Below are 15,543 nucleotides of genomic sequence, written 5' to 3'. Positions count from 1 at the left end.
CCGGTGCCGGAGCGGCCTCTGTTTCATTATCTTGCGCATGTTACAAGACGCGGACGAACAGAGCCTAGCGGCGCGAGCCGCGCGCCACACGTTCGATTTCCTCACGCACGAGACGCTCCACCAGGGTCGGCAGATTGTCTTCCAGCCAGTCCTGCAGCATCGGACGCAGCATTTCGGCGGCCATATCCTCGATTGAGCGTCGTTCGACGCCATCGAAAATTTCCGCAAGTTCGCTGAAGGAACGGGCGATCTGCGCACCGGCAGCCTCGGAAATGAGGTTGAGCGACAAACCGCCCTCTTCCTTGGGTTCGGCCAGATCGAATGACGGCATCTCGACAGCAGGTTCCTGCACCGAAATCTCGAAATGATCCTGGGCAGCAGGCGTTTCGATGGCGCCACGCAGCGTCAGCTGGTCGAAGCGGTTCTCGAGAGCTGCGCTCTCGACAGCGGCAGCAGCAGCACGATCCTCGGCGGCAAAAGCTGCCGGCTGTTCACTGGTGCTCGCGGCAGCGGCCGCCAGCAGCGGCCGCACATCCGTCGGGCGCTGCGGCGCAGGGCGTTCAACCTGTTGCGCAGCAGAAGGCTGCGGTACGCTGGAGGAATGAGCGGCCGGGGCTGCCTGCGCGGGCTCACGCTGCGCCTGGGCGGCAAATGCCTGCGGCCCCATGGCAGCGTTGCGGTCGGCGGCAGCGCGAACGCGCGCGGCAACATCGGCAAGCGACATGCTTTTTTCGGCCGAGATTTCCTGCTGTTCTGGCGTCTGCTTTTCGGCGGCCGTGGAAAAATCCTGCACCGGCCTTGCGCCAAATGCCTGGTTTGCGGCGGGGGGAACGCGCGCCGGCGGGCTGATGGCCTCGGTCACGAAGGACGCTTCGCCTGCGCCATCGTCTTCGTCGTCATAGACAGGCGGCAACTGCCCGGAAAACGCACCGGTAGGCCCGGTCTCATTGCTTTCGATGATCCGGCGTATCGACGCCAAGATCTCTTCCATGGACGGTTCACGCGCTACGCTTGGCTGAGCCATATCAATCCCCGGTTTCCACTCTCTAGACCGCCTTGCGTCCATACGGACGCCCAAAGGACGCTCCAACATTTTAAATCTGCACACCGTTCCTGTCGAAAATCGCTTCCGGTTTTCGGGCCGATGGCCTGAAAAGGGGTAGAAATACGCACACCCCGAATCACCCTTAGTCTAGGGCAGCATAGTCAGGAACTAAATCACTGATTCGACAAGTTTCGCCGTGATGCACAGCTTTGTGAGAATGGTCTTTTGGGGCAATTGATGGGCGAAGCGGGTCTGCCGTGCGGCACCCGCAAAAATAAACGCCGGGGCGGAAAGTCCACCACGGCGTCCAGAACAATGATCGCTTTTAAAGATCAGAAAACGAATTCGGCCGCCTTGGCAAAACCGGGCAGAGGCTTGATCGACGCGTTGAAAGAGGTTGCAGCCGAGGTGCTGTTGCCATCGCGACGGTAAACGGTTGCCTTGGCAGCGTTACCGTATCCGACAACGACGACCAGACGTCCGCCATCGCGCAGCTGGTCAGTCAGTGCCGCCGGCACTTCCTCGACAGAGCCGTTGATGAAAATCAGGTCATAGGGTGCTTCGCCCGCATAACCCTTTTCGAGATCGCCGGTGACAACAGCAACATTGTCATATCCGAGCGAGGCCAGCGTCTCAGTCGCCTCAGCTGCCAGCGTTTCATCGCATTCGAGCGAAACCACCGAACCGGCGAGCTGGGACAGGATGGCCGCGGTATAACCGGCGCCGCCGCCGACTTCCAGCACCACGTCTTCCTTGGTCACCGCCGCAAGCTGCAAAAGCTTCGCCAGCGGCGAGGCCTTCATGACGTAACGGGCCGGGCGACCATCCCGGGCGGGACAGATCTGCAGATCCTCGTCCACATAGGCAATCTGCCGCACACCCGCCGGCACGAAAGCTTCGCGCGGCACGCTCAAAAACGCCTTCAGCACAGAATGCGACGTCACGTCGGTCGTGCGCAACTGGCTGTCGACCATGTTGGCGCGTGCGGTTTCGAAATCCATCATATCGTTATCGCCTCAATTTCGCGGATGCCGGTCGGGAAGCCTCGGCCCCAAAAGCTCAAAACGGCACGGGTCTCCCCTCGCCTTTAAACAATCTCATAATTGCCCAAGCCTGCGCTTTCAAGCGCGGTGAGCCCTAAGTGCTGGAAAAAGCGAAATGGCCGGGATTTTTTAGAACAGCAAGGGCAGCCGATGACCGCAAGGTTAGCCAAAGGTTCAAAAAAACAGGTTCTATTCGGTGAAATTTTTGGAGGCCTCGCCCGGAATTGAACCGGGGTACAAGGATTTGCAGTCCTCTGCGTCACCACTCCGCCACGAGGCCTCACACGCTCATGAATTCGAGCGATGGCGGGCATTTAGAACGAATCCATTATGCGCGCAAGAGGGTTCGTTCCGAATGTGCTGTTTTTTCCGATCCGATGGACAAAGGGCAATCGACCACGTCCTAAGCCCTTCGGATTCCGACATTTTTTGTATCTCACTCATATTCCAGAAGAAACAATGCCCGCAGCCGGCGCTTTGCGCGGGTGCGGGCAGTCGCTGCATCTTCAATGCGGATCGATCAGATGCGACCCAGCAGAACAAGAACGAGGACGATGACCAGAACCAGTCCGAGGCCACCCGAGGGACCATAACCGTAATTGTGGTAACCCCAGCTTGGCAAAGCACCGATCAGGAAAAGAATGATGAGGATAACGAGAATGGTGCCGATCATGTTTAGCCCTCCATGAATAATAGGTATGCGCTGTATTTAATGATCAAACACGCAAAAAGTTCCGTTTACTTCATCCGCTTATGGCGTGGGCCGAGAATGCATCTCCAGCCGATTCAACGGGTTAAACGGCATTTGCGGACAACGCGGCGGGTCGTGCGCGCATGGCGGCAGCAATTAGCTACGCACCACGCCCAGGCCCCGGGGTGATCGACCAAGGTAGCGATTTATTCGAGGTAATTTCTCGGTCTATGTATATCGCATGCCGTTCGTCATACTAAATCAAGTCACCCGTTCCCTGAAACTGGCGGGGGACTGGGAGACCTGGTATCACTGGCAGTGCGCCAGGTCTCACCTGTTTCCTTCTTCTCCGGCGATCTTCCCGCCGCACGCAAACCGTTCCCCAAACAGGCACACGGACATTTTACCTGCGGCGCTGCACGCCACGCTTGCCTTGCCTCTTTCTCTCCGGTTAGACCCCGGATCGGGAGGGAGAAATGAGAATCATATGTCCGGTTTTGCGAACCTCATCCCGCTTTTCATCTTCGGCCTGCTCGTCTACGCTTTCTTCCGCTGGGTCGCGCGCGACACTCAAAATCCGAGACGAAAGTAGCAGGTGCGAATAGCTCTGCCCTTTGTCACCGGCGGGGAACCGTTGCGCCTCCATATCGTTTTCGCAGACGCACTTCGGAGGACAGGATGAAAACGCTCGTATCATTGGCCGCAATCGCGCTTACGCTTGCGGGCTGCACGACCTCAGGCCCGGCCGCTTATGTCGAACCGATCCCCGGCAGCATCACCTATAAGGGCCAGCCGCGCACCAAGCTGACGAAATCGCCGATCGGCAGCACCTTCAGCCACGAGTTCCGCATCGACGGCAGCACGAGGGCGGTGGAAACCTATCGCATTGCGCCCGATCGCTCGCTCGAACTCATAGACCGCCGCATCATTCGCGATTGGCTGTTCGGACGCGACGACTGACCGCACCGCAAGCCAACCGAAACCAATTGCGCATCCTGCCCGCTTGGTTTAGAGCCGGGCACGACAACCAATACGGATGAGCGATGAACACGCGCTGGCAAAAACCCGTCCTGATCGCGTTCGAAACGCCGGGCGACTATACGAGCATCGAGACCACGCAGGCGGCGTCCTGGGCCATGATCGAGGATTGGCCGATAGAGGACGGCGATGCGTTGGACGCGGCGTTGCTGGTCTGCGCCGCCGTCGATGCCGGCAGGAAAAAGCCGGAGGATGCGCGCAAGGCCTTCATCGCCGCCGCAATCGAGGCTGGCCTCGACATCAAGGCCTGACGGCCTCAAGACCCATGGTCGAGAATTAAAATGGCGTCCTGAGGCGAAACAAGTCAGGACAACAGGTTTAAAGGGTAAAAACAGATGGAAGCTTCTGGAAACATGAAAAAAGCCCTGTTCATATTTCTCCTCTCCTGCCTCGCCATCGGCCTTCTCGGTCACCTCGTGGTCGCCTTCGTCGTTACCGGCTGAAGCACCGATGTCCACTCCGTATTGTGGCGGAGCGGCAGGGCATTAAAATTTCCTAAATTTCATTCTGCTGTTATGGAACCGCGATAAATCTTTTCCGTTCTCTCTTCGATCAACAAGGAGGATTGAAATGCGTGACGGATTGAATGGTTTTCTCGAAATTTCCATGCTCGGCGTCGTGATTGCAAGCTGCCTTTTCATGGTCAACCTGCCGATCTGACCCGCCTTAAAAATCATTCCCTGCGGTACCGGCGACGTTAGATGCCGGGGTAAGAAAATGCGGCCTTTCGGGCCGCATTTCTTTTTCCAGCAATGCAGGCTCAAGCGGAAAGCTTGGCGGCCAGCTTGGCGACATGTGCGCCCTGATAGCGTGCGGCTTCCAGTTCGATAGCAGAAGGCTGACGCGAGCCGTCACCATCGGTGATGGTGGAGGCGCCATAAGGCGAGCCGCCCTTGATTTCATCGACGCCCATCTGGCCCTGGAAAGCATAGGGCAGACCGACAACGGCCATGCCGTGGTGCAGGAAGGTGGGGAGGAAACCAAGGATGGTCGATTCCTGACCGCCGTGCTGCGTGGCCGACGAGGTGAAGGCAGAGCCGACCTTGCCGACAAGCTTGCCGCCGAACCACAGACCGCCGGTCTGGTCCCAGAAATTGCGCATCTGTGAGGCAACCGTGCCGAAGCGGGTGCCGGCGCCGACGATGATGGCATCGTATTCTGCCAGTTCGTCGACAGTCGCGATGGGGGCAGCCTGATCGAGCTTGAAGTGCGAGGATTTGGCGACTTCCTCAGGAACCAGTTCCGGAACGCGCTTGACGACAACTTCCGCACCGGCAGACTTCACGCCTTCGGCAACGGCATATGCCATCGTCTCGATATGGCCGTAAGATGAATAATAAAGCACCAGAACTTTTGTCATTTTCTTTGTATCCTTAGGGTTAATCGTCTCAGGCGTACCAGCCAGAAGCCTTTTTAAGAACGCGATGATCATTAGTGGTGACCCGTTACAAGCATGTGATGCAAAGGTAGCCCAGAGGCCGGTCCCACACCAGCGGTGCATCCGCATACGCACTGTTCGCAATCAGTGAACGAAACGCCGGAACGTCAACCTTTCACAGATAGACATTTTTTCAAAACCGCTTTGCATTCACCGGGCGGCGGACTAACGTCGGACAAAACAGCTGGCGAGTACCCCCATGTCCAATCCCTCACCCACCCCATCCGTCGTGACCGCCGCCATGCTCGCCATCGGCGACGAATTGCTGTCGGGACGCACCAAGGATAAGAATATCGGGCACCTCGCTGATGTGCTCACCATGTCCGGAATAGACTTGAAGGAAGTGCGCATCGTCGCCGACGAGGAGCACGCAATCGTCGAAGCGCTGAATGCGCTGCGCGCCCGCTATGATTATGTCTTCACCTCCGGCGGCATCGGCCCGACCCATGACGACATCACCGCTGATGCGGTATCCGTGGCTTTCGGCCTGCCCTGCGAGCACGATGCCGAGGCTTTGCGGATATTGGGTGACATGTACCGTGTGCGCGAGATGGAATTCACCGAAGCGCGCAAGCGCATGGCCCGCATGCCAAGGGGGGCAAGCCACGTCGCCAATCCCGTCTCGGTCGCCCCCGGCTTCGTCATCGGCAACGTCCACGTCATGGCCGGCGTTCCGCAGGTGTTTCAGGCCATGCTGGACAATGTCATGCCAACGCTGCGCACCGGCGCGAAAGTCATGTCGCAGTCGGTGCGCTCTCCCTATGGCGAAGGTGACATCGGCACGCCGCTGACCGCAATCCAGAAAGCGCACCCGGAAACCAGCATCGGCTCCTACCCGAAATATGACGGACAACGCTTTTCGACGGAGATCGTCGTGCGCGCCCGTGATGCCACCGTCCTGAAAGCGGCGGCGGATGCAGTGGCGACGATGATCGAAACCATTGGTCAGGAAAAAACACTGTCGGCCAGCAAGGGCGATGCAACCGCCTGAGACTGAAGCGGATTGACCAAAATCAAGGTGGCACCCGGCAAAGGCAGCCACTCTCCCCAAAACGACGCGTCACCGAGGAGCTAAAAAATGGGTTACAAAACGATACTGGCAGTGATCGACAATGTGGAGAACACGCAAAAGCTCGGCGATTTCGTGGTAAGTCTTGCCAACCAGTTTTCCTCGCATGTGATTGGCCTGCACATGGAAACGCTGGCCGCCGTTCCGCTCGTCGCGCCGATGGAAATTCCCGACCCCGCTACCGTTCAGGTGCTTCAGGACGTGGCGCACAAGGAAACCACGGATGTTGGAAACCTCTTCGAACACACGCTGTCTGCCAATGGCATCTCGCATGAGTGGCGCAGCTTTGTAACCTCGGTGGGTTACGCCTCGTCATCGGCAATCGATAGCGCGCGCTGCGCCGATCTCATCGTCGCCCGCCAGAGCAACTCCTCCGCACTCTCCGACAGCCGCTCGGATATAGACGGCTTTCTCCATGAAAGCGGCCGCCCTGTTCTTCTCGTTCCGCATGTGCTGACGGTTGCCAAACCGGTCAAGCGTGTGCTGATCGCCTGGAACGGCTCCCGCGAGGCAACACGCGCCACCTTCGATGCCCTGCCCTTCCTGATTGCAGCCGAGAGCGTCGAGATCTTCTCCGTCGATCAGGCCGAGAGCGAAACGCAATCGTCTGTACTTGCCGGAACCGAACTGGCCGCAACACTCGCCCGCCACGGCGTCAACGTCACGGTAACCTCGCAGGAAAAAATCGCCGGCATCTCGCCGCAGGCGGCTATCGAAAACCGGCTGTCAGACCACAGCATCGACCTTCTGGTCATGGGCGCCTACGGCCATTCCCGCTGGTGGGAATTGCTGTTCGGCGGCGTGACGCGCACGCTGCTCGATTCCATGACGGCGATGACGCTTTTGTCGCGTTAAACACCGGTAGCCGTGGATGAAGCCGCAAGAGCCTGCGCGCAATGCTTGCCTTTTTGCAGGTCTTGCGGCTATTAGCCAAAGCCATCGACAATTTTGACCAGATGGTAGACGACATGTCCCTTCCCGATAAAGCCTTTCCCGTAACCTGGGATCAGTTTCACCGCGACGCCCGCGCGCTTGCGTGGCGTCTTGCCGGCCTTGGCCGGGAGTTCCGGGCGATCGTCTGTATCACCCGCGGCGGTCTCGTGCCGGCAGCGATCATTTCCCGCGAGCTGAACATCCGCCTGATCGATACGGTCTGCATCGCCACCCGCCACGATTACGTCAACCAGGGCGACACGGTTCTCCTGAAGGGCGTGGCGCCGGAGCTGATGTCTGACGGCGGCGAAGGCGTGCTCGTCGTTGACGATTTGACCGACACCGGCAAGACCGCACTGGAAGTGCGCGAAATGTTGCCGAAGGCGCATTTTGCCTGCGTTTACGCCAAGCCGAAGGGCGTGCCGACCATTGACACCTTTGTCACCGAGGTCAGCCAGGACACCTGGATTTATTTCCCCTGGGACATGGGCTTCGCCTATCAGGAACCGATCGCCAAGGGATCGCGCGGCTGATCGCCTGTCGTAACCCAAAACCATGCCTGAAAAGCCGTCCCTTCGGGGCGGTTTTTTTGTGTGGAAATGCTTGTTTGGTAACGGCAAAAAAACACGGAAAAACCGCAGTGTCGCCTTTATGCCGCACCCCGGAAATGCGGGGTTTTTGCTTTCCGCTGCGGAAACCAGCCTCGCGCAAGCTTCAAAGTCTCACGCCAAGTCACTGATTTTTTTGAACGCTTTTGCTATCCCCGTTTTCCACAGGCGCTGCACACAATATCTTGTGGTTAAAAAACGGTTTCAATCTATGGCTTGACGAATCTATGCCGCAGGAGGAAAGTGACAGTTATGTTGCGGCGGCAACGGACCGGAAAGTAACGAGGCCGGTTCCTTTCAATCTCAGTTCGCAAGTCCAGAAGGGGCGTCCCGACCATCAGGGGGCGGTTCGCCGGTGGATTTTGCGTGCCTTGCGGATACCGCCAAAAACATGACGCGGGGACTGGCGGCAGGAAGCTGTTGATACTATATTTAGTACTCACATGACTCTTGCAGCCGAATAAGCCACGAGATACAGGGATCACATCCAAGGATGAACATCCCTTACAGATCGGCAAAAACCGGCTGCGCGCATAGTTCGCACGGCTGGAACGAATTTTTGCGCCCTTTGCCGGGCGCCCAATGGACGAGGACACGAAACCATGCGCATCGAACGCCGCTTCACGAAGCCCGGCCAATCGTCTTATGCGGAAATCGAATTCCGCAAGGCCGTCAGTGAAATCAAGAACCCGGACGGTTCCATCGTGTTCCGTCTGGCGGATATCGACGTTCCCGCGCAGTTCAGCCAGGTCGCGACCGACGTTCTGGCGCAGAAATACTTCCGCAAGGCCGGCGTGCCGAAGGTGCTTAAGAAGGTTGAGGAAAACGATGTTCCTTCCTTCCTGTGGCGTTCGGTTGCCGATGAGAAGGCCATGAAGGACGTCCCCGAGGGTGAGCGTTATGGCTCCGAAACCGATGCGCGTCAGGTTTTCGACCGCCTTGCCGGCACCTGGACCTACTGGGGCTGGAAGGGCAAATATTTCTCCACCGAGGAAGACGCACTCGCCTTCCGCGACGAGCTTGCCTATATGCTGGCGACCCAGCGTGTAGCCCCCAACAGCCCGCAATGGTTCAACACCGGCCTGCACTGGGCCTATGGCATCGACGGCCCGGGCCAGGGCCACTTCTACGTCGACCCCTTCACCGGCAAGCTGACCAAGTCCAAGTCCTCTTACGAACATCCGCAGCCGCATGCCTGCTTCATCCAGTCTGTCGAAGACGATCTGGTCAACGAAGGCGGCATCATGGACCTGTGGGTGCGTGAAGCGCGCCTGTTCAAATACGGTTCCGGCACCGGCTCCAACTTCTCCTACCTACGCGGCGAAGGCGAAAAGCTTTCCGGCGGCGGCAAGTCCTCCGGCCTGATGAGCTTCCTCAAGATCGGCGACCGGGCAGCCGGCGCAATCAAGTCCGGCGGCACCACCCGCCGTGCGGCCAAGATGGTCGTCGTTGATGCCGACCATCCCGATATTGAAGCCTATATCGACTGGAAGGTGAACGAGGAGCAGAAGGTTGCCGCTCTCGTCACCGGTTCCAAGATCGTTGCCAAGCACCTCAAGGCAATCATGAAGGCCTGCGTCAATTGCGAGGCAGATAACGGCGATTGCTTCGACCCGGCCAAGAACCCTGCCCTGAAGCGCGAAATCCGCGCTGCCAAGAAGGACATGGTGCCGGAAAACTACGTCAAGCGCGTCATCCAGTTCGCGCAGCAGGGTTACAAGGACATCCAGTTCAAGACCTACGACACGGATTGGGATTCCGAAGCCTACCTCACGGTTTCAGGCCAGAATTCCAACAACTCCGTATCGCTGAAGGATGACTTCCTGCGCGCTGTTGAAAACGACGGTGACTGGAACCTGACCGCCCGCAAGGACGGCAAGGTCATGAAGACGCTGAAGGCCCGCGACCTATGGGAAAAGATCTCCCACGCCGCCTGGGCATCGGCCGACCCCGGCCTGCACTTCAACACCACCATGAACGACTGGCACACCTCGCCGGCCGAAGGCCCCATCCGCGCTTCCAACCCGTGCTCGGAATATATGTTCCTCGACGACACGGCCTGCAACCTTGCTTCGCTGAACCTGCTTCAGTTCAAGGATCAGGCAACGAAGCGCATCGACATCGCCGATTACGAACATGCGGTTCGCCTGTGGACCGTCGTTCTCGAAGTCTCGGTCATGATGGCGCAGTTCCCTTCGCGCCAGATTGCCGAACGCTCCTACGAATACCGCACGCTCGGCCTCGGTTACGCCAATATCGGCGGCCTGCTGATGTCCTCGGGCATTCCCTATGATAGCGACGAAGGCCGCGCCATCGCCGGTGCGCTGACCGCCATCATGACCGGCGTTTCCTATGCCACCTCGGCTGAAATGGCCGGCGAGCTTGGCCCCTTCCCGGGCTTTGCGCCGAACCGCGACAACATGCTGCGCGTCATCCGCAACCACCGTCGCGCCGCCCATGGCCTTTCCTACGGTTATGAAGGCCTGTCGGTGAACCCGGTTGCCCTCATCCATTCCGATTGCACGGATCAGGACCTTGTCGCCCACGCTACAGCCGCTTGGGACAAGGCGCTGGAGCTTGGCGAAAAGCACGGCTACCGCAACGCCCAGACCACCGTGATCGCGCCGACAGGTACGATCGGTCTCGTGATGGATTGCGACACGACCGGCATCGAGCCGGACTTCGCGCTGGTGAAATTCAAGAAGCTCGCCGGCGGCGGCTACTTCAAGATCATCAACCGCGCCGTTCCGGAATCCCTGCGTTCGCTCGGTTATTCGGAAAGCCAGATCGCCGAAATCGAAGCCTATGCAGTTGGCCACGGCAATCTCAACCAGGCACCTGCCATCAATCCCTCGTCGCTGAAGGCCAAGGGCTTCACCGATGAGAAGATCGAAGCCGTCAACGGCGCGCTGAAAAGCGCCTTCGACATCAAGTTCGTCTTCAACCAGTGGACGCTGGGCGCCGATTTCCTCAAGGGCACGCTCAAGGTTTCCGACGAGCAGTTGTCCGACATGAGCTTCAACCTGCTGGAGCACCTCGGCTTCAGCAAAAAGGACATCGAAGCGGCCAACGTGCACGTCTGCGGTGCGATGACGCTGGAAGGCGCACCGTTCCTCAAGAACGAGCACTTGGCCGTATTCGATTGCGCCAACCCCTGCGGCAAGATCGGCAAGCGTTATCTATCGGTCGAATCGCATATCCGCATGATGGCGGCAGCACAGCCGTTCATTTCGGGTGCGATCTCCAAGACGATCAACATGCCGAATGATGCAACAGTGGAAGATTGCGGCGCAGCCTACATGCTGTCCTGGAAGCTGGCGCTCAAGGCCAACGCCCTTTACCGCGATGGCTCCAAGCTTTCCCAGCCGCTCAACGCTTCGCTGGTGGAAGATGAGGACGACGAAGACTTCGTTGAAGAACTGATCCAGCAGCCGCTCGCCCAGCAGGCCGTGACGATCACCGAAAAAATCGTCGAGCGCGTCATCGAGCGGGTATCGCGCGAGCGTGAAAAGCTGCCGAACCGCCGTCAGGGTTACACCCAGAAGGCAACCGTCGGCGGTCACAAGGTCTATCTGCGCACCGGCGAATTCGGTGACGGCCGCATCGGCGAAATCTTCATCGACATGCACAAGGAAGGCGCTGCCTTCCGTGCGATGATGAACAACTTCGCCATCGCCATTTCGCTTGGCCTGCAATATGGCGTGCCGCTGGAAGAATATGTGGAGGCCTTCACCTTCACCAAGTTCGAGCCGGCCGGCATGGTGCAGGGCAACGACGCGATCAAGAACGCCACGTCGATCCTCGACTACGTGTTCCGCGAACTCGCCGTATCCTATCTCGGCCGCCACGACCTCGCCCATGTCGATACGTCTGACTTCTCCAATACGGCACTCGGCAAGGGTATCCAGGAAGGCAAGACCAATCTGCTCTCCACCGGCTGGACACGCGGTTACAAGCCGACGCTGGTTTCCAACAACGAAGGCGAACGTGCTGCTTCCGAACCCAAGGGCTCGGCAACGGCAGCCCCCGCCCGCGCCTCGGCCAACGTCACTTCCTTTGCAGGCTCAGCCGCCCGCAAGCTGGAACCGACAGTCGCGATCTCCACCTCGGAAATCGTCTCCTTCAAGCGCGATTATGAAGAACGCGCCAAGGAACTGGCGGAAGAGATTGCCGAAGAGGTAATCGACGACGTGGTCCAGGAAGCCAAGCAGACCGCCACCGCCCTCTTCTCCGACAAGGCCGCCGCCGACGCGGCATCGGCAAAGGCGGAAGCCAAGAAGAAGGAAAACGAACGCCGCATGCGCTCGATCGCGCAAGGCTATACCGGCAACATGTGCTCGGAATGCCAGAACTTCACGATGGTGCGCAATGGCACTTGTGAGAAGTGCGATACTTGCGGTGCGACGAGCGGTTGCTCGTAAGATATCTCTTCTGTTAGTTTGTGTGAGATGACATGAACTTTGCCATTTTGACGTAAACTTTGCCATAATGGCAGTTCTGTCGCAGACCAAGATCTTTCCGGGCGCCGATTGCGTCCGGAAAATCCACTCCGGAACAAAGGGTGAATGCGATGGCTTTCAGAGGTTTGTTTGTTGGCGTCGACCGCTATCAGTCGCCCGGTATCCGTGACCTGTCTTGCGCTGCTCGCGATGCGACCGCGCTCGACGCACTCTTCTCCGATACCCTTGGCGGACCGACCGTCCTCCTGACTGATCAGGACGCCACCCTTGCTCGGATCAAGTTTGAGCTCGATAACCTGACCCAGTGCGATGCCGAAGACACCGTCGTCATCGCCTTCTCCGGCCACGGGTCGGAGACACATGAACTGATCGTCCACGATACCGATTACGACGATATCGAGGCCACATCCCTTCCGCTCGACCGGCTGCAGGAATGGTTCTCGAAGATACCGGCACGCCGGGTGATCCTGTTTCTCGACTGCTGCTTTTCGGGCGGCCTCGGTGCGAAGGTTCTTCAGGTACCGGCTATTCCTCGCAGCATGGCTTCGACCGAGGCTCGGCTTCAGAAGCTCGCCGGAGACGGACGCCTGATCCTCACCGCCTCGGCGGCGTCCGAAGAAGCCTGGGAGTTCTCGAGCCACGGTCACGGGCTCCTGACCTACTACCTTTTGGAAGCACTGCGCGGACCGGCAGAAATCGTTCAGGCCGGAAGGCTGTCCGTCTACCACATGCTGGAATATGTCACCGGCCGCGTGAAGGCTGCTGCCCACCAGATCGGCAAGAGCCAGAACCCGGCTATGCGTGGCCAAATCGACGGCGGCCTCTCCTGGCCCGTCTTCGCAGCTGGCGAGCGCTTCTTGGCCGCCTTCCCAGCCGTTCGCCCGGCAGCGGTCACTTCGGATATCGAGAGCTTGGCCGCCCATGGCTTCCCTGACGAGATAGTCACTGCATGGGGACAATCGATCCCATCACTGAATGACCTTCAGGTCGAAGCGATAAACGAGTACGGGATCCTCGACGGAAAGCATCTTCTCGTCTCCGCACCAACATCGTCGGGTAAGACCATGGTCGGCGAGTTGGCTGCGCTGCGTCAGGTCGTGGATAGGAAGCGTGCGATATTCCTCTTGCCGTTGAAGGCCCTGGTTGCGGACAAGCGCCGTCATTTCGAGAAGGTCTATGGCGGGTTCGGCCTACGGGTTCTGGAGGCTACCGGCGAAACGGACGACGTGTCCCCGTTGATCCGCGGCAAGTATGACATCGCGCTCCTCACCTACGAGAAGTTCGCGGCTCTGGCGCTGGCATATCCTCATATCCTCGCGCAAGCAGGCACGATCGTGGTCGACGAAGTCCAGATGATTGCCGACCAGTCGCGTGGCGCCAACCTTGAGTTCATTCTGACCTTGATCAGGATGCGCAGACGCGAAGGCATCGAACCGCAGATCATCGCCCTCTCCGCTGTGATTGGCGACACCGGCGGTTTCGAGACGTGGCTCGGTGGCAGGCTGCTTCGGCGCACGGAGCGACCTGTTCCATTGCGCGAGGGCGTGCTGCGCTTCGACGGCTCCTTTCGGTATATCGATCCTTCCGACGGGAGCGAGAAGATCGAGAATGGTGTTGTCGTCAGGATGGGACTGAAGGAAACGGCGCAGGATTGGATCATTCCGCTTCTGCGCAAGCTGACGGCCGCTGGCGAGCACGTCATTGTCTTCCGCGAGTCGAAGAGCGAGTCCCGCCACGTTGGAAACTATCTAGCGGCCCAGCTACGGCTTCCTCCTGCCGACGAGGCAGTTCGTCGGATGCCTCGGTTGGACCCGTCGCAGGCGCACCGCGATTTGATCGCTGATCTCCAGCACGGCGTGGCATTTCACAATGCCGACCTACAGGCTGCGGAACGCCAGGTGATCGAAGAGGAATTCCGGCGTGAGGGCTCGGGTCTCCAGGTCATTTCTGCGACGACCACGCTTGCGATGGGTGTCAACACGCCTGCCAACAGCGTGATTATCGTTGGCCTTGAGCATCCCGGACCAGTCCCTGTTCCCTATTCGGTTGCCGAATACAAGAACTTGGTTGGTCGTGCAGGCCGTCTGGGATATGCGGACCAAGGCACATCCTACCTGATGGCAATAAACTCCCGCGAAGAGGACTACCTCTGGCGCCGCTACGTGATCGGCAAACCGGAGGACCTGTCTTCACGCTTTGTTTCCAGTGGCACGGATCCCCGCTCCCTCGTCGTCCGTGTTCTCGTGGCATTGCCTCGCTCCGCTGCCTCTGGTGTAGCCAGCGATAGTATCGTGTCGTTCCTTGAGAGCAGCTTCGGCGCATATCTCGCCGGACGCCAACGGGATGGATGGCGCTGGTCGCATGACGATCTCGTCCGTGCGCTTGCGAACCTGGAGGCCAATGGGCTGATCCAGAAAAACAGCGAAGGGCTCTACTCATTGGCGCCGCTTGGGCGCCTTGCGGGAGAGAGCGCTACCGAAGTTGGATCGATCGTCAGGCTTGTCGGTGCACTTAGGGATCTGGCGCCGTCCCAGATCACCGAGCCTTTACTCCTCACGGTGGTTCAGAACACGGTCGAACTGGATGAGGTCCACTTCCCGATCAACAGGAAGAGCATCCACAAGGAACCGCACACATGGCCATCGATGCTTGGTCAGCAACAGGTACCTTGGGAGGTGATCCGCAGACTGAACTCGGAGGCGGTCGATCAGCATAGCGCGACCCTGAGAGCCAAGAAGGCTATGGCCTCCCTCCTGTATGTCTCCGGCCTGCCGATGAGCGAAATCGAGGTGACGATGGGGCAGCATGGCGGCGCGTTTGGGGGATCCGCGGGACCGATCCGGAGCGTTTCGTCGCGTACCGCGGACCTGATCGGTGTTGCAGCGAGGGTTGCGGAAATTCTGCATCCCGAACTCGACCTGGCAGAGCGTATCCAGAGACTCGTCGTGCGGTTGACATATGGCGTGCCAGGCGGCGCCGCCGATCTCGCCCGTGAGGCCGGAGCGTCCCTTACGCGCGGCGACTATTGTGCCCTGGTCGAAGCCGGGTTGTCCGAAACTGCAAAAATCGTGACTGCTGACGACAATGACATTCTTCGTCTCCTCGGCAACGACAAGGAAAAGGTCGCGGTCGTGCGAGATGCGGCCCGATCGGCGGAAGAGCGCAAATCGAAAGCGGCCGCAGCACCCCTACCCGTCATTCCCCAGTTTGTGGCGTAG

General features: G+C 59.0%; 11 protein-coding genes and 1 tRNA gene. 7 read left to right on the top strand and 5 right to left on the bottom strand.

Annotation, left to right across the window (positions count from 1 at the left end):
• Positions 1-64 precede the first annotated feature (64 nt).
• The 4 genes from popZ to ACQZ5Y_RS13610 all read right to left on the bottom strand — a co-directional run bounded on the left by popZ (position 65) and on the right by ACQZ5Y_RS13610 (position 2,761).
• On the bottom strand, positions 65-1,024 hold the full coding sequence (popZ, locus tag ACQZ5Y_RS13625; protein WP_174049525.1) for a cell division protein PopZ: 960 nt from the start codon (positions 1,022-1,024) through the stop codon (positions 65-67).
• 353 nt (positions 1,025-1,377) lie between these two features.
• The gene (locus ACQZ5Y_RS13620) at positions 1,378-2,049 is read right to left on the bottom strand and encodes a protein-L-isoaspartate O-methyltransferase family protein (RefSeq protein ID WP_003515626.1); all 672 of its coding nucleotides are present in this window, start codon (positions 2,047-2,049) and stop codon (positions 1,378-1,380) included.
• 245 nt (positions 2,050-2,294) lie between these two features.
• Positions 2,295-2,368, bottom strand: a tRNA-Cys gene (locus tag ACQZ5Y_RS13615).
• Positions 2,369-2,608: 240 nt separating this feature from the next.
• A complete protein-coding gene (locus tag ACQZ5Y_RS13610) occupies positions 2,609-2,761 on the bottom strand; it encodes a DUF3309 family protein (protein ID WP_003515628.1) in 153 nt (50 codons plus the stop codon).
• A gap of 696 nt (positions 2,762-3,457) precedes the next feature.
• On the opposite strand from ACQZ5Y_RS13610, the gene ACQZ5Y_RS13605 reads away from it, so the two are divergent.
• The gene (locus tag ACQZ5Y_RS13605) at positions 3,458-3,739 is read left to right on the top strand and encodes a hypothetical protein (RefSeq protein WP_003515633.1); all 282 of its coding nucleotides are present in this window, start codon (positions 3,458-3,460) and stop codon (positions 3,737-3,739) included.
• A gap of 83 nt (positions 3,740-3,822) precedes the next feature.
• On the top strand, positions 3,823-4,068 hold the full coding sequence (locus tag ACQZ5Y_RS13600) for a DUF982 domain-containing protein (RefSeq protein WP_003515635.1): 246 nt from the start codon (positions 3,823-3,825) through the stop codon (positions 4,066-4,068).
• 509 nt (positions 4,069-4,577) lie between these two features.
• On the opposite strand, the gene wrbA is transcribed toward ACQZ5Y_RS13600, so the two are convergent.
• Positions 4,578-5,177 carry an NAD(P)H:quinone oxidoreductase type IV gene (wrbA, locus tag ACQZ5Y_RS13595; RefSeq protein WP_019566148.1) on the bottom strand — a complete coding sequence of 200 codons (600 nt, stop codon included), beginning with the start codon at positions 5,175-5,177 and terminating at the stop codon, positions 4,578-4,580.
• Between the two features lie 277 nt (positions 5,178-5,454).
• Here wrbA and ACQZ5Y_RS13590 point away from each other — a divergent pair, with 277 nt between their 5' ends.
• The 5 genes from ACQZ5Y_RS13590 to ACQZ5Y_RS13570 all read left to right on the top strand — a co-directional run bounded on the left by ACQZ5Y_RS13590 (position 5,455) and on the right by ACQZ5Y_RS13570 (position 15,543).
• A complete protein-coding gene (locus ACQZ5Y_RS13590; protein WP_174049526.1) occupies positions 5,455-6,246 on the top strand; it encodes a competence/damage-inducible protein A in 792 nt (263 codons plus the stop codon).
• A gap of 87 nt (positions 6,247-6,333) precedes the next feature.
• Positions 6,334-7,179 (top strand): universal stress protein, encoded by an 846-nt coding sequence (locus ACQZ5Y_RS13585; protein ID WP_174049527.1) that lies wholly within the window; start codon positions 6,334-6,336, stop codon positions 7,177-7,179.
• Positions 7,180-7,292: 113 nt separating this feature from the next.
• Positions 7,293-7,790, top strand: coding sequence for a xanthine phosphoribosyltransferase (gpt, locus tag ACQZ5Y_RS13580; RefSeq protein ID WP_111788326.1), 498 nt, complete (start codon positions 7,293-7,295; stop codon positions 7,788-7,790).
• Positions 7,791-8,467: 677 nt separating this feature from the next.
• Complete coding sequence (locus tag ACQZ5Y_RS13575) at positions 8,468-12,286, top strand: vitamin B12-dependent ribonucleotide reductase (RefSeq protein ID WP_174049528.1); 3,819 nt, start codon at positions 8,468-8,470, stop codon at positions 12,284-12,286.
• A gap of 149 nt (positions 12,287-12,435) precedes the next feature.
• Positions 12,436-15,543, top strand: a complete 3,108-nt coding sequence (locus tag ACQZ5Y_RS13570) for a DEAD/DEAH box helicase (protein ID WP_174049529.1) — start codon at positions 12,436-12,438, stop codon at positions 15,541-15,543.

The sequence above is a fragment of the Agrobacterium sp. A3-95 genome (assembly GCF_053521785.1).
Note: the sequence above shows the minus strand (reverse complement) of the source record. Positions and strands in the feature narration are given on the sequence as shown.

What these genes read in the sequence shown, in the direction of transcription:
- ACQZ5Y_RS13620 (WP_003515626.1), bottom strand. Translation starts at nt 2,049, where the DNA reads ATGATGGATTTCGAAACCGCACGCGCCAACATGGTCGACAGCCAGTTG.
- ACQZ5Y_RS13590 (WP_174049526.1), top strand. Translation starts at nt 5,455, where the DNA reads ATGTCCAATCCCTCACCCACCCCATCCGTCGTGACCGCCGCCATGCTC.
- ACQZ5Y_RS13570 (WP_174049529.1), top strand. Translation starts at nt 12,436, where the DNA reads ATGGCTTTCAGAGGTTTGTTTGTTGGCGTCGACCGCTATCAGTCGCCC.
- gpt (WP_111788326.1), top strand. Translation starts at nt 7,293, where the DNA reads ATGTCCCTTCCCGATAAAGCCTTTCCCGTAACCTGGGATCAGTTTCAC.
- ACQZ5Y_RS13585 (WP_174049527.1), top strand. Translation starts at nt 6,334, where the DNA reads ATGGGTTACAAAACGATACTGGCAGTGATCGACAATGTGGAGAACACG.
- wrbA (WP_019566148.1), bottom strand. Translation starts at nt 5,177, where the DNA reads ATGACAAAAGTTCTGGTGCTTTATTATTCATCTTACGGCCATATCGAG.
- ACQZ5Y_RS13610 (WP_003515628.1), bottom strand. Translation starts at nt 2,761, where the DNA reads ATGATCGGCACCATTCTCGTTATCCTCATCATTCTTTTCCTGATCGGT.
- ACQZ5Y_RS13600 (WP_003515635.1), top strand. Translation starts at nt 3,823, where the DNA reads ATGAACACGCGCTGGCAAAAACCCGTCCTGATCGCGTTCGAAACGCCG.
- ACQZ5Y_RS13575 (WP_174049528.1), top strand. Translation starts at nt 8,468, where the DNA reads ATGCGCATCGAACGCCGCTTCACGAAGCCCGGCCAATCGTCTTATGCG.
- ACQZ5Y_RS13605 (WP_003515633.1), top strand. Translation starts at nt 3,458, where the DNA reads ATGAAAACGCTCGTATCATTGGCCGCAATCGCGCTTACGCTTGCGGGC.
- popZ (WP_174049525.1), bottom strand. Translation starts at nt 1,024, where the DNA reads ATGGCTCAGCCAAGCGTAGCGCGTGAACCGTCCATGGAAGAGATCTTG.